Annotated in this window: 10 protein-coding genes; 8 read left to right on the forward strand and 2 right to left on the reverse strand. The window is 70.4% G+C overall.

Annotated elements, in window-relative coordinates:
- Positions 1–224: 224 nt before the first annotated feature.
- Both QE401_RS04990 and QE401_RS04995 read left to right on the forward strand, forming a co-directional pair.
- Positions 225–392: a YdcH family protein gene (locus QE401_RS04990; RefSeq protein ID WP_373461420.1), complete on the forward strand. Its 168-nt coding sequence runs from the start codon at positions 225–227 to the stop codon at positions 390–392.
- 321 nt (positions 393–713) lie between these two features.
- Positions 714–962 carry a DUF3126 family protein gene (locus QE401_RS04995; protein ID WP_307137160.1) on the forward strand — a complete coding sequence of 83 codons (249 nt, stop codon included), beginning with the start codon at positions 714–716 and terminating at the stop codon, positions 960–962.
- Between the two features lie 175 nt (positions 963–1,137).
- On the opposite strand, the gene QE401_RS05000 is transcribed toward QE401_RS04995, so the two are convergent.
- Positions 1,138–1,701 carry a DUF1013 domain-containing protein gene (locus QE401_RS05000; RefSeq protein WP_307137161.1) on the reverse strand — a complete coding sequence of 188 codons (564 nt, stop codon included), beginning with the start codon at positions 1,699–1,701 and terminating at the stop codon, positions 1,138–1,140.
- A gap of 244 nt (positions 1,702–1,945) precedes the next feature.
- On the opposite strand from QE401_RS05000, the gene QE401_RS05005 reads away from it, so the two are divergent.
- From QE401_RS05005 to fzlA, 5 genes are all read left to right on the forward strand, one after another.
- The gene (locus tag QE401_RS05005) at positions 1,946–2,893 is read left to right on the forward strand and encodes a complex I NDUFA9 subunit family protein (RefSeq protein ID WP_307137162.1); all 948 of its coding nucleotides are present in this window, start codon (positions 1,946–1,948) and stop codon (positions 2,891–2,893) included.
- 241 nt (positions 2,894–3,134) lie between these two features.
- Positions 3,135–4,589, forward strand: a complete 1,455-nt coding sequence (locus tag QE401_RS05010) for an NAD(P)-dependent oxidoreductase (protein ID WP_307137163.1) — start codon at positions 3,135–3,137, stop codon at positions 4,587–4,589.
- On the forward strand, positions 4,589–5,221 hold the full coding sequence (locus QE401_RS05015; RefSeq protein WP_307137164.1) for a DUF2059 domain-containing protein: 633 nt from the start codon (positions 4,589–4,591) through the stop codon (positions 5,219–5,221). Before QE401_RS05010 ends, QE401_RS05015 begins: the two co-directional genes overlap by 1 nt.
- Before the next feature lie 60 nt (positions 5,222–5,281).
- Positions 5,282–9,820, forward strand: a complete 4,539-nt coding sequence (gene gltB / locus QE401_RS05020) for a glutamate synthase large subunit (protein WP_307137165.1) — start codon at positions 5,282–5,284, stop codon at positions 9,818–9,820.
- 177 nt (positions 9,821–9,997) lie between these two features.
- Entirely contained in the window at positions 9,998–10,666 is a 669-nt protein-coding gene (fzlA, locus tag QE401_RS05025; RefSeq protein ID WP_307137166.1) for an FtsZ-binding protein FzlA, read from the forward strand.
- Positions 10,667–10,708: 42 nt separating this feature from the next.
- On the opposite strand, the gene QE401_RS05030 is transcribed toward fzlA, so the two are convergent.
- Positions 10,709–11,599 (reverse strand): polysaccharide deacetylase family protein, encoded by an 891-nt coding sequence (locus QE401_RS05030; RefSeq protein WP_307137167.1) that lies wholly within the window; start codon positions 11,597–11,599, stop codon positions 10,709–10,711.
- A 160-nt stretch (positions 11,600–11,759) separates the two neighbouring features.
- Here QE401_RS05030 and cydD point away from each other — a divergent pair, with 160 nt between their 5' ends.
- Positions 11,760–13,439: a thiol reductant ABC exporter subunit CydD gene (gene cydD, locus QE401_RS05035; RefSeq protein WP_307137168.1), complete on the forward strand. Its 1,680-nt coding sequence runs from the start codon at positions 11,760–11,762 to the stop codon at positions 13,437–13,439.
- Positions 13,440–13,530: the final 91 nt, after the last annotated feature.

The raw sequence follows: 13,530 nt of genomic DNA on the forward strand, positions 1-13,530 counted from the left end.
GGTTGGTCGGTTTGAGTCGCATCTGCGCTCGGAAACGCCATATCATGTCCGGGCGTGGTCGCACAGCATGGTCTGACCATCCGCTCCGCTTCCGCCGCTGGTCGGGGTTGCGGAACAGGGGGGAGGCGGCTGAAGCGGCCCGTCCCGGAAGGGCGGGGTGACGGCTCCTCGTCGTGGCTCCCGCGCTTCCGCGCCAGCAACCTCAGGAGGATCGCGTGCCGATGATGCAACAGCCACGCCTGCGCAGCCTGCAGGAGCGCCATGCCACGCTGGAGCGGCAGATTGCCGAGGAGGGCAACCGGCCGCAGCCGGATGCCGGAACGCTGATGCGCCTGAAGCGCGCCAAGCTGCGCCTCAAAGAGGAAATGCAGCGCCTGTCCAGCGCCCGCTGAACAGGTCTTGCGGCGTCCCCGCCAAGCGGGGGCGCCGTGCCTGTTTTCGCACCGCCCGGTCTTCGCGCCGGTGCCCTTGCGGGCCGGCCTCGTTTCCCGCCGGGCCGGGTGCCTGTTTCCTGCGGCCGGCTGTCCGGCCGGAAGGTCCGGCCAAAGGCCGGGCCGGCCCTGCCGCCGGGGCGCTGACCGTCCGCCGCCGCCTGTTGCCGGCCTGCCATGCCGGAGGGATGCGCGGGGCAGGGCGGCGATTTGGCCCTAGGTGGCCAGGGTGACGGGGCCTATAAGCCCCCATCCTTCATCCCTGGAGCAAAGACACACGGCATGGACGCCTCGGATATCACGCGCGTGCAGACCTATCTGCGCCGGCTCTTCGGCACCGACCGCATCAACCTGATCCGCCCGGCGCGGCCGGGGCTGTCGGTCGAGGTGGCGGTCGAGGACGAGGTGATCGGCACGCTGCACCGCGACACCGAGGATGGCGAGATTTCCTACTCCGTCCATCTGACGATCCTCGAGGAGGATCTGCCGCCGGTGCCCAAGGCGGCCGCGCGCCCGGCGCCGCGCCGGTAACCACCGCCCTGGCGGTGCCTCCCCTCCGGGGAGGCACGCCGGACAGCGGACAGCAAAAAGGCGGGTCGCCGAAGCGACCCGCCTTTTTGCATGCCCTGGCGCCAGCCGGGGCCGGAGAGAAAGGTGCCCTTGCAGCACCGCCCCTCCCGGCCCTGACCGGCAGCCGAGAGAAAAATCAGGCGGCGTCCTCGTCCTCGGGGGGGAGGAGGGGGGCGGAGGGGTTGCCGCCGGCGGCGGTGATGGCCGCGTTCAGGTCGGACTGGCTGCAGAGGCCGAGGATCACCGGGTCGCGCGGCTTGATGTTGGCGCTGTTCCAATGGGTGCGGTCGCGCACCTTGGCGATGGTGTCCTTGGTGGTGCCGAGCAGCTTGCCGATCTGCGCCTCGGAGAGCTGCGGGTAGTTGCGCAGCAGGAAGGCGATGCCGTCCGGGCGGTCATTGCGCTTGGAGACGGGGGTGTAGCGGGCGCCCTTGCCGCGGCTCTTCGGCACCGGGATGGCGCTTTCCTGCAGGCGCAGCCGGGCATTCGGGTCGGCCTCGCAGCGCTGGATCTCCTCGCGGCGCAGCTGGCCGTTCTGGACGGGGTCATAGCCGACGATACCCTGGGCGACCTCGCCATCCGCGATCGCCTGCACCTCGAGCGGATGCATGCCGACGAAATCGGCGATCTGCTCGAAGCTCAGGGACGTCTTCTCGATGAGCCACACAGCGGTGGCCTTCGGCATCAGCGGCAGGGTCATCGGAAACCTTACGAGTCGGTCGGGCAGCCCGCACAGGCCGCCCCAGATGCCGTTGCATATAGAGAGCGGGAAGGGAGGGGTCAAAGCCCGAGCGCCCGGCGCGGCGGAATGCCTGCCCCGACCCCATGGCCCGACCCCATGGCCCGACCCCATGGAAAGCGGGGGAAAGCTTTGGCGAGCGCGCCTTGGCGCCGGCCAGGGCGCCCCATATCGTCGGCAGACGCAACGAGCAAGGAGATCGGCGATGGCGACGCGCCCCGTGGCGGTGCTGTTCGGCGGGACGGGCTTCATCGGCAGGCATCTGGTGCCCCGCCTGGCGCGGCTGGACTACCAGCTGCGCATCGTCACGCGGAACCCGGAGGCGGTGCGGCCGCTGGCGACCCAGGGGCAGCTCGGCCAGGTCGAGCCGGTCTCGCTGCGCCTGTCGGATGAGGCGGCGATGGCGCGGCTGTTCCAGGGCGCCGATCTGGTGGTAAACCTGATCGGCATCCTGGCGGAGAAGCGGAAGGGCGATTTCCAGCGCCTGCAGGGCGAGCTGCCGGGGCGGATCGGCCGCGCGGCGGCCGCGGCCGGCATGGGCCGGGTGGTGCAGATCTCGGCGATCGGCGCCGATGCCGCCAGCGCTTCCGAATATGCGCGCAGCAAGGCGGCGGGGGAGGCGGCTTTGCGGGCGGCCTTCCCGCGCGCCACCATCCTGCGCCCCTCCATCGTGTTCGGGCCGGAGGACCAGTTCTTCAACCGCTTCGCCGGCCTGGCGCAGCTCTTGCCGGTGATGCCGGTGGTCTGCGGCGCGACGCGCTTCCAACCGGTCTTCGTGGGCGATGTGGCGGCGGCGATCATCGCCGCGGCGACGCGGCCGGAGGCGGCGGGCCAGATCTATGAGCTGGGCGGGCCGCGCGTCGCCAGCTTCCGCGAGCTGATGGGCTATGTGCTGGAGGTGACGGGGCGGCCGAAGCGGCTGGTGCCGCTGCCCGACGGGCTGGTGCGGCTGCAGGCGCGGCTGGGGGAGATGCTGCCCAACCCGCCGCTGACGCGCGACCAGCTGGCGCAGCTGCAGCGCGACAATGTCGTCTCGCCCCAGGCGATGACGCTGGCCGATCTGGGCATCGCGCCGACAGCGATGGAGGCGGTGGTGCCTGGCTATCTGGCGCGGTTTCGCCCGGGCGGGGCGCGGCAGGTCCAGCCGGTCTGAGAGGGCTCTAAGACCGGATCGGTCCTATCCGCATGACCGGGATGCAATACTGATGCGATCCTGGAAGGGGGTTGCGGTTTTAAGGTCATAATTGCTGTCCTTTCGGCGCAATTAAGACTCGCAACCCCCTTCTGACTATGCCAAAGCTGCGCAGCCGGGGTGCGAGCCCCGCCCGCGCGGCCTGCGCGGGCGGCTGCCTCCGGCTCCGATCGTCCCTTCCTGCCCGAAGGACCTGCGCCCGATGGCCGAACGCATGCTGCAATTCGTGCGACTTTCCCAACAGACGCCCGAGAAGCGCGCCGCCGCCGAACGCCGGGCCGATTTCGGCGAGATCTATCAGCGCTTCAGCGCCGAGCGCGCCGGTGAGCAGGCCAGCCGCTGCAGCCAGTGCGGCGTGCCCTTCTGCTCGATCCACTGCCCGCTGAACAACAACATCCCCGACTGGCTGAAGCTGACCGCCGAGGGGCGGCTGGAGGAGGCCTATGAGGTCTCCTCGGCCACCAACACCTTCCCCGAGATCTGCGGCCGCGTCTGTCCGCAGGACCGGCTCTGCGAAGGCAATTGCGTCATCGAGAAGGGCTTTGACAGTGTCACCATCGGCGCTGTCGAAAAGTATATTACGGATACCGCCTGGGAGCAGGGCTGGGTGAAGCCGCCCAAGCCCGCGCGCGAGGTGGAGCATTCGGTCGGCATCATCGGCGCCGGCCCCGCCGGCCTGGCGGCGGCCGAGCGGCTGCGGCTGCGCGGCTGGAAGGTCACGGTCTATGACCGCTATGACCGCGTCGGCGGGCTGATGATCTACGGCATCCCGAACTTCAAGCTGGAGAAGGAGGTCGTCCTCCGCCGCCACGCCCAGTATGCCGATGCGGGCATCGAATTCGTGCTGAATTGCCGCATCGGCCAGGACATCTCGCTGGCCGAGCTGCGCGCCAGGCATGACGCGGTGCTGATCGCCACCGGCGTCTACAAGGCGCGCGACATTGGCGGGCCGGGCTCGGACCTGGCCGGCATCGTGCCGGCGCTGGACTACCTCACCGCCTCCAACCGCGAGAATCTCGGCGACCATGTGCCGGAATTCGTCGATGGCACGCTGAACGCCGCCGGCAAGCGCGTCGTCGTCATCGGCGGCGGCGACACGGCGATGGATTGCGTGCGCACCGCCATCCGCCAGGGTGCGGCCGCCGTCACCTGCCTCTATCGCCGCGACAAGGCGAATATGCCGGGCTCGATGCGCGAGGTGTCGAATGCCGAGGAGGAGGGCGTGACCTTCTCCTGGCTCTCGGCGCCCGAGGGTTTCGAGGGGCAGGATGGCCGTGTTGCCGGTGTGCGCGCGGTGAAGATGCATCTCGGCCTGCCGGATGCGACCGGCCGCCAGCAGGTCGAGCCGATCCCGGGCAGCGGCTTCACCGAGCCCGCCGACCTGGTGATCAAGGCGCTGGGCTTCGACCCCGAGGATCTGCCGACGCTGTTCGGCGAGCCGGGGCTGACCGTCAGCCGCTGGGGCACGCTGGCCATCGACCGCCGCAGCATGATGACGAAGCTGGAGGGCGTCTTCGCCGCCGGCGACATCGTGCGCGGCGCCTCGCTGGTGGTCTGGGGCATCCGCGACGGGCGCGATGTCGCCGAGCAGATCGAGGCCTATGTGCTGGCGCGCAAGGCGGCGGCCAGCGGCGCCCCGGCGATGGCGGCCGAGTGATGCGCCCGCTCCTGCTCGCCGCCCCGCTGCTGCTGGCGGCGCCGATGGTGCTGGCGCAGCCCAGCCAGTTCGGCAGCGGTGCCGCGCCGGCCCCGTCCGCCCCGGCCCCGTCCGCCCCGGCGCAGCCCGCCCCGGCCGAGCGGGCGCCGGCCACGCCGCCCACCAAGGACGGCGCCGCCAGCACCGCCCCGCAGCGCCATGCCGGGCCGGAGCGCGAGGCGGCGATCGCCGCGGCGCGCGACCTGCTGGAGGCCAATGGCGCGCTGCAGCAGGCCGAGGCCGCCATGCAGCAGACGCTGCACCAGATGGCCGCCGGCGTCGCCCAGCAGAGCGGCCAGCCGGTGGCGCGGGTGATCGAGATCTTCGACACGGTGCTGATGCCGGAATTCCGCGCCCGCCTGCCGGAGCTGGGCGAGGCCATGGCCACCTCCTGGGCCGGCCATCTGAGCGCCGCCGATCTGCGCGCGCTGGCCGAATTCTACCGCTCGCCGCTCGGCCGGCGGCTGCGCGAGGCCACCAGCGCCGTCACCGCCGAGACCATGGAGTTCGGCGCGCGCTGGGGCCAGCAGGTCGGGCTGGACGCCATCACCAAGCATCGCGAGGCGCTGCGCGCCCGCGGCCTCCGCATCTGAACCGAACCGAAAACCTCCACCCGGGCTCCCCGGCCCGGCCGCGACCAGAGGGATCGCACCATGAGCAACCTGCCCGAGACCGGTGCCGCCTTCGCCGAGAGCTACCGCCGCAACAACGATCTGCTGACCGGCGCGGCGCATCTCGACACCACCGAGCATGATGCCTGCGGCGTCGGCCTGGTCGCCGCGCTGGACGGCAAGCCGCGCCGCGACGTGGTGCAGGCCGGCATCGACGCGCTGAAGGCGGTGTGGCACCGCGGCGCCGTGGATGCCGATGGCAAGACCGGCGACGGCGCCGGCATCCATGTCGAGATCCCGCAGGATTTCTTCGCCGAGGTGGTGGAGCGCGGCGGCGACCGGCTGCGCCCGGGCCGCATCGCGGTGGGCCAGGTCTTCCTGCCGAAGACCGATCTCGGCGCGCAGGAGCGCTGCCGCCAGATCGTCGAGACCGAGATCCTGAATGCCGGCTACAGCATCTATGGCTGGCGCCAGGTGCCGATCGACGTCTCCTGCATCGGCGAGAAGGCCAATGCGACGCGGCCCGAGATCGAGCAGATCCTGATCTTCGACCCCGAGCAGCGCGACATCGCGACGATGGAGCGCGACCTCTACGTCATCCGCCGCCGCATCGAGAAGCAGGCGCTGGCCGCCCAGGTGCCGGAACTCTATCTCTGCAGCCTCTCCGCCCGCTCGATCATCTACAAGGGCATGTTCCTGGCGGAGAATTTGACCGACTTCTATCCGGACCTGCTGGACGAGCGCTTCGTCAGCCGCTTCGCCATCTACCACCAGCGCTATTCCACGAACACGTTTCCGACGTGGCGGTTGGCGCAGCCCTTCCGGATGCTCGCCCATAATGGCGAGATCAACACCGTCCATGGCAACATCAACTGGATGAAGAGCCACGAGACGCGGCTCGCCCATGCGCTGCTCGACCCCTATATGGACGACATCAAGCCGGTGGTGCAGGCCGGCGGCTCCGACACCGCGACGCTCGACAATGTCTTCGAGCTGCTGGTGCGCGGCGGCCGCGACGCGCCGATGGCCAAGGCGATGCTGATCCCCGAGAGCATCGGCAGCAATGCGACGATGCCCGAGGCGCATCGCGACCTGTTCATGTACTGCAACGCGGTGATGGAGCCCTGGGACGGGCCGGCCGCCGTCTGCGCCACCGATGGCCGCTGGTGCATCGCCGGCCTCGACCGCAACGGGCTGCGCCCGATCCGCTACAACATCACCAGCAACAAGCTGCTGATCGTCGGCTCCGAGACCGGCATGGTGAAGCTGGCCGAGGGCGACATCATCGCCAAGGGCCGCGTCGGCCCCGGCCAGTGCATCGCCGTCGATCTCGAGGCGCCGCGCTTCTTCGGCGATACCGAGCTGAAGGATCTGATGGCCGCGCGCCACCCCTTTGGCGAGTGGATCAACCGCACCACCCGCATCGACGACATCGTGCGCGCCGATGTGGATGAGAGCCCGACGGTGACGGGGGAGGCGCTGCGCCGCCGCCAGCTGGCCATGGGCTTCACGCTGGAGGAGCTGGAGACCATCCTGCACCCGATGGCGGAGGAAGCGGCCGAGGCCATCGGCAGCATGGGCGACGACACGCCGGTCGCCGTGCTGTCGGGCCAGTATCGCGGCCTGCACCACTATTTCCGCCAGAGCTTCGCGCAGGTCACCAACCCGCCGATCGATAGCCTGCGCGAGACGCGGGTGATGACGATCAAGACGCGGCTGGGCAATCTGGGCAACATCCTCGACGAGGATCCGACCCAGTGCGACATGCTGATGCTGGACAGCCCGGTGCTGTCCAACGCCGAATTCGCGGCGATGCGCGGCTATATGGGCGACACCGCCTGCGAGGTGGATTGCACCTTCGCGGTGGAGGAGGGCGAAGCCGGCCTGCGCCGCGCGCTGGAGAGAATCCGGCGCGAGGCGGAGGAGGGCGTTCGCTCCGGCTGCGCCCATGTGATCCTGACCGATGAGGCGCAGGGGCCGGAACGCGCCGCCATCCCGATGATCCTGGCGGTGGGCGCCGTGCACACGCATCTGGTGCGCCACAGCTTGCGCACCTTCACCAGCCTGAATGTCCGCGCAGGCGAGTGCATGGATGTGCACTACTTCGCCGTGCTGATCGGCGCGGGTGCGACCACGGTGAACGCCTATCTGGCGCAGGAGAGCATCGCCGAGCGGCACCGCCGCGGGCTGTTCGGCCAGAAATCGCTGAAGGATTGCGTGGCCTCCTACCGCAAGGCGGTGGACAAGGGGCTGCTCAAGATCATGTCGAAGATCGGCATTTCCGTCCTGTCCTCCTATCGCGGCGGGATGAATTTCGAGGCGATCGGCCTGTCCCGCGCCCTGGTCGCCGAGTTCTTCCCCGGCACGCAGTCGCGCATCTCCGGCATCGGCCTCTCGGGCATCGCGCGGCGCGTGCTCGACATGCACCGCAAGGCCTGGGGGGGTGACGCCGCCGTGCTGCCGGTGGGCGGGCTCTACAAGCTGCGCCGCCGCGGCGAGGCGCATGCCTTCGATGGCAGCCTGATCCACCTGCTGCAGAATGCGGTGGAGACCGACAGCTACCAGACCTTCAAGCGCTACTCCGAGGCGGTGCGCAAGCTGCCCCCCGTGGCGCTGCGCGACCTGCTCGATTTCCGCGCCGAGGCGCGCAAGCCGATCGCCATCGAGGAGGTCGAGAGCATCACCGAGATCCGCAAGCGCCTGATCGCGCCCGGCATCTCGCTCGGCGCGCTGAGCCCCGAGGCGCATGAGACGCTCTCCATCGCCATGAACCGCATCGGCGCCCGCAGCGACAGCGGCGAGGGCGGCGAGGATCCGGCGCGCGCCCGGCCGCGCGCCAATGGCGACAACGCCAATTCGGCCATCAAGCAGATCGCCTCCGGCCGGTTCGGCGTCACCGCCGAATACCTGAACAATTGCCGCGAGATCGAGATCAAGGTGGCGCAGGGCGCCAAGCCCGGCGAGGGCGGCCAGCTGCCCGGCTTCAAGGTCAGCGGCATCATCGCGAAGCTGCGCCATGCGACGCCGGGGGTGACGCTGATCTCGCCGCCGCCGCATCACGACATCTATTCGATCGAGGATCTGGCGCAGCTCATCTACGATCTGAAGCAGATCAACCCCGAGGCGAGCGTCTGCGTGAAGCTGGTCTCGCGCTCGGGCATCGGCACCATCGCCGCCGGCGTGGCCAAGGCCAAGGCGGATGCGATCCTGGTCTCCGGCCATTCGGGCGGCACCGGCGCCTCGCCGGTGTCCTCCATCAAATATGCCGGCCTGCCCTGGGAGATGGGGCTGTCGGAGGCGCACCAGGTGCTGCTGCTGAACCGGCTGCGCCACCGGGTGAAGCTGCGGACCGATGGCGGCCTCAAGACCGGCCGCGACGTGGTGATCGCCGCCATGCTGGGCGCCGAGGAATTCGGCATCGGCACCGCCTCGCTGGTGGCCATGGGCTGCATCATGGTCCGCCAGTGCCACAGCAACACCTGCCCGGTCGGCGTCTGCACCCAGGATGAGGAACTCCGGAAGAAATTCGAGGGCTCGCCGGAGAAGGTCATCAACCTCTTCTCCTTCATCGCCGAGGAGATCCGCGAGATCCTGGCGAGCCTCGGCTTCCGCAAGCTGGAGGAGGTGATCGGCCGCACCGAATTCCTCAAGCAGGTCAGCCGCGGCGCCGAGGATCTGGACGATCTCGACCTGAACCCGCTGCTGGTGCAGGCCGATGCCGGGCCCTTCCCGCGCTACTGCACGCTGGAAGGCCGCAACGAGGTGCCGGAGACGCTGGACGCCGACATGATCCGCGACGCCGCGGCGCTGTTCGAGCGGGGCGAGAAGATGCAGCTCGCCTACAACATCCGGAACACCCATCGCGCCATCGGCACCAAGATCAGCAGCAAGATCGTCCGCAAATTCGGCATGGAGGGGCTGCAGCCCGGCCATCTGACGGTGCGGCTGCGCGGCTCCGCCGGCCAGTCGCTGGGCGCCTTCGCGGTGCGAGGGCTGAAGCTCGAGGTGCTGGGCGACGCCAATGACTATGTCGGCAAGGGCCTCTCGGGCGGCAGCATCGTCGTCCGCCCGGCGCCCTCCTCGCCGCTGGTCTGGAACGAGAACGCCATCGTCGGCAATACCTGCCTCTATGGCGCGACCTCGGGCGAGTTCTTCGCCGCCGGCCAGGCGGGCGAGCGCTTCGCGGTGCGCAATTCCGGCGCGACCGCGGTGGTCGAGGGTGTGGGCGCCAATGGCTGCGAATACATGACCGGCGGCGCGGTGGTCATCCTGGGCAGCGTCGGCGACAATTTCGGCGCCGGCTTCACCGGCGGCCAGGCCTTCATCTATGACCGCGATGGCAGCTTCGAGCAGCGGCTGAACCCGGACACGCTGCTGTGGAAGCGTCTCTCCTCCGCCCATTGGGAGGGCTTCCTGCAGGGGCTGATCGGCCGCCACGCGGCTGAGACCGGTTCCCGCCACGCGGCGCGGCTGCTGAATGACTGGGCGTCGGAGCGCGAGCATTTCTGGCACGTCGTGCCCAAGGAATTCTCCCGGTATCTGCCGCAGCCGATGGAAGATCTCGCCATCGCCGCCGAATGACGCCGGGGCGGGGAGGGGCGTCCAGCCCTTCCCCGCCAGGGGTTTTCGCTGTCAGGCTGACGCTTCCTGGCCGCATCATGGAAGCGGCGTGAAAAAAACTTGGGGGGCGCTTGCCTAGCCCTGAGGGTGGCTGCATGCGATAAGCGGCCCCCTCTCTTCATGGTCCCGGCAGCGCGCATGAGAATTCTCTACCACCAGCCCCTCTGCCCCTTTTCGCGCAAGGTGCGCCTCGTCCTGTCCGAGAAGCGCATCCCTTTCGAACTGCGCATCGAGCGGGTCTGGGAAAGGCGGGAGGAATTCCTCGAGATGAACCCGGCCGGTACCGTGCCCGTGCTGGTCGAGGAGAACGGGCTGTCGCTGGCCGACAGCTACGCCATCTGCGAATATCTGGACGAGGCCTATCCGGACCTGCCGCTGCTGGGCCGCACCCTTGGCGAGCGCGCCGAGGTGCGCCGGCTGGTCGCCTGGTTCGACGGCAAATTCGCCCGTGAGGTGACCGAGAATTTGCTGGTCGAGAAGCAGTGGAAGCGCCTGCTGGGCCGTGGCAATCCGGATGGGGCGGCGCTGCGCGCGGGCTATGCCAATCTGAAGCCGCATCTCGACTATCTGGGCTGGCTGGCGGAGACGCGGCTGTGGCTGGCCGGCAATTCCCTGTCGCTGGCCGATCTGGCGGCGGCGGCGCATCTCTCGGCGCTGGATTATATCGGCGATCTCGACTGGTCGCTGAACGACGCCGCCAAGGACTGGTATGCGCGGGTGAAGTCCCGCCCGGCCTTCCGCCCGCTGCTGGCCGACCGGGTCAGCGGCGTGAACCCGCCGCCGCATTACGCCGACCTGGATTTCTGAGACCTTGCGAGGCGGGGGCGCAACAGGCCCCCGCCCTCCGGCTCAGGGCACCAGCCCCTCCGGCATGGCGTGCACATGGTCGCAGATCTGCCCGGCCGTGGTCAGCCAGACCGCGTCGCGCTGCTCGGCGATATGCGCCAGCGCCGCGCGCAGCGCCCGCATCCGGTAGGGCTGACCGACGATATAGGGGTGCAGCGCGATGCCCATCACCTGCGGCTTGCCATCGCCGCGGGTCTGGCGCCGCCTTTCCTCGAAATCCGCCACGATCATGTCGGCGAAGGTCTGGGCGCTGTCCTTGCGCGCGCCGATCGAGGGGATGTCGTTGACCTCCTGCGGGTAGGGGATGGCCAGCAGCCGCCCGGCGCGCGTCTGCATCCAGATCGGCTGGTCGTCGGCGCACCAGTTCAGCGTGTAGCGGTAGCCGGCCTCGACCAGCAGGTCCGGGGTGTGCACCGTCTCGGCGATCCAGGGGGAGAGCCAGCCGCCGGGCGGCTTGCCCTCGGCCGCGGCGATGGCGGCGGTCGCCTCCTCGATCAGCGCGCGCTCCTCCTCCTCCGGCATCAGCGATTGCCGCTCGCTGTTGGTGCGGCCATGGCCGGCGATCTCGTCGCCGCGCTTGCGGTGCGCCGCCACCAGCTCCGGCGCGTGGTCGTAGATGGCGCTGTTCAGCAGCACGGTGGCGGGCAGCTTCAGCTCGTCCAGCAGCTCCAGCAGCCGCCAGGCGCCGACGCGGTTGCCATAGTCGCGCCAGGCATAGTTCAGCACGTCCGGCTGCGGGCCGCCCGGGGCCAGCGACATGCCCAGGCCCTCGCCAAAGGCGAAATGCTCCAGGTTGACGCCGATATAGACGGCCAGCTTGGTGCCCATGGGCCAGCCATAGGCGGGCCGGCTCGGCCAGGGATTGTAGTCGTATCGGCCATGGGTCGGCAGCATCGGCGTTCTCTCCATCCTGGCGCGGCCGCCTGCTGGCGGGCCGCATGGCTCCGCCCGCCGACGGCGCGGCGGGGCATACGGGTCGTGCGGCGTTAGCAAGCGGCAGGCCAGGTTGCTGCGCGGTTCCCGCGACACAGAAAAACCGCTAAGAAGCGCACCCATGTCCAAGCCACCCCCGGCCGAGGCGGCGGCGGCCCGCGCCCTGCTTGCCGCCACCGCGCGAGAGGGGCGGTCGCGCCTGGCCCGCCCCATCCTGCTCGGCCTCGCCGCGATCGCCTGTGGCCTGGCCCAGGCCTGGTTCATGGCGCGCCTGCTGGCCGCGCTGCTCGGCCATGGTCCGCCGCAATGGCTGGATCTCGGCGCCGCCGCCGCGCTGGCGCTGCTCTCCATCAGCCTCGGCATGGCGCAGGAACGGGCGCAATCGGCGGCCGGTGCCGCCGCCCGCGCCAGCCTGCGCCGCCGCGCCTTCGCGCGCCTGCTCGCCCTCGGCCCGGCCGATGAGCGGCCGGTGGGCGAGCGCAGCGCGCTGGTGGTGGACCGGGTGGAGGCGCTGGACGGCTATTTCGCCCGCTGGCTGCCGGCCGCCATCCTGGCCGGGCTCGGCCCGCTGCTGATCGCCCTGGCGGTGGCCGCCGAGGATGCGCTGAGCGGGCTGATCCTGCTGGTGGCGGGCGCGCTGGTGCCGGTCGGCATGGCGGTGACCGGCATCGGCGCGGCGCTGGCCAGCAAGCGGCAATTCGACGCGCTGCAGGCGCTGTCGGGGCGGTTCCTGGACCGTATGCGCGGCCTGCCGCAGATCGTGCTGTTCCGCCGGCAGGAGGCGGAGGCGGCCTCGCTCGGCGCCGCCGCCGACGATCTGCGCCGCCGCACCATGAAGGTGCTGCGGGTGGCCTTCCTCTCCGGCCTGGTGCTGGAGGTGATCTTCGCCCTGGTGCTGGGCTGCCTGGCCTGGCGGCATGGCAATCTGCTGGTGGGCGGCCACCCCGACCCGCAGGCGGCGCTGTTCTGCCTGCTGATGGTGCCAGGCTTCTTCGCCCCGCTGCGCGGCTTCTCCGCCGCCTATCATGAGCGCATGGCCGCCCAGGGCGCCGCCGCCGCGCTGGCGCCGCTGCTGGAGGCGCCGGCCGAGCCCGAGGGGCTGCTGCTGGCCGAGATCCCGCCCAGCGTCGTCGTCACCTTCGAGGGTGTGGGCCTGACCTATGACGCCGCGCGCGGCGCGGCGCTGACCGACCTCTCCTTCCGGGTGATGCCGGGGGAGGCGCTGGTGCTGGCCGGGCCGTCGGGTTCGGGCAAGTCGTCGGTGCTCAGGCTGCTGATGGGCTTCCGCCGCCCCGATACCGGGCGCATCGCGCTGAACGGGCGGGACGCGACGGCGCTGCGGCCGGAGGAGCTGCGCCGTCTCTCCGCCTATGTCGGCCAGAAGGCGCATCTGTTCCGCGGCACGATCCGCGAGAACATCGCGCTGGCCCGCCCCGAGGCGAGCGCGGCCGAGATCGAGGCCGCCGCCCGCGCCGCCCGTGTCCTGGACTTCGCCGAGGCGCTGCCGCAGGGCCTGGACACCCCGGTGGGCGAGGGCGGGTTCGGCCTGTCGGGCGGCCAGGCGCAGCGCGTGGCCATTGCGCGCGCCTTCCTGCGCAATGCGCCGCTGGTGCTGCTGGACGAGCCGACGGCGCATCTGGACCCGACCACCGAGGCCGAGCTGATCGACAGCCTGCGCCGCTTGTGTGCCGGCCGCACCGCCATCATCGCCACGCATTCGGCGGCGCTGCGCGGCCGGTTCGGCCGGGTGATCGAGCTGGAGGTGGGCCGTGCGGGTGTGGCCCGCATGGCTGGCGAATGAGGATTTTTTCTCTGAAGGCGGGGTCCGGGGGGACCCTGTCCCCCCGGCAGGGCCCGGGGCGGAGCCCGGGAACTTTCTATCTGAGTGCGAT

Origin of the sequence: Pseudoroseomonas cervicalis, from assembly GCF_030818485.1 — a bacterium.
GTDB classification, from domain to species: domain Bacteria; phylum Pseudomonadota; class Alphaproteobacteria; order Acetobacterales; family Acetobacteraceae; genus Pseudoroseomonas; species Pseudoroseomonas cervicalis_A.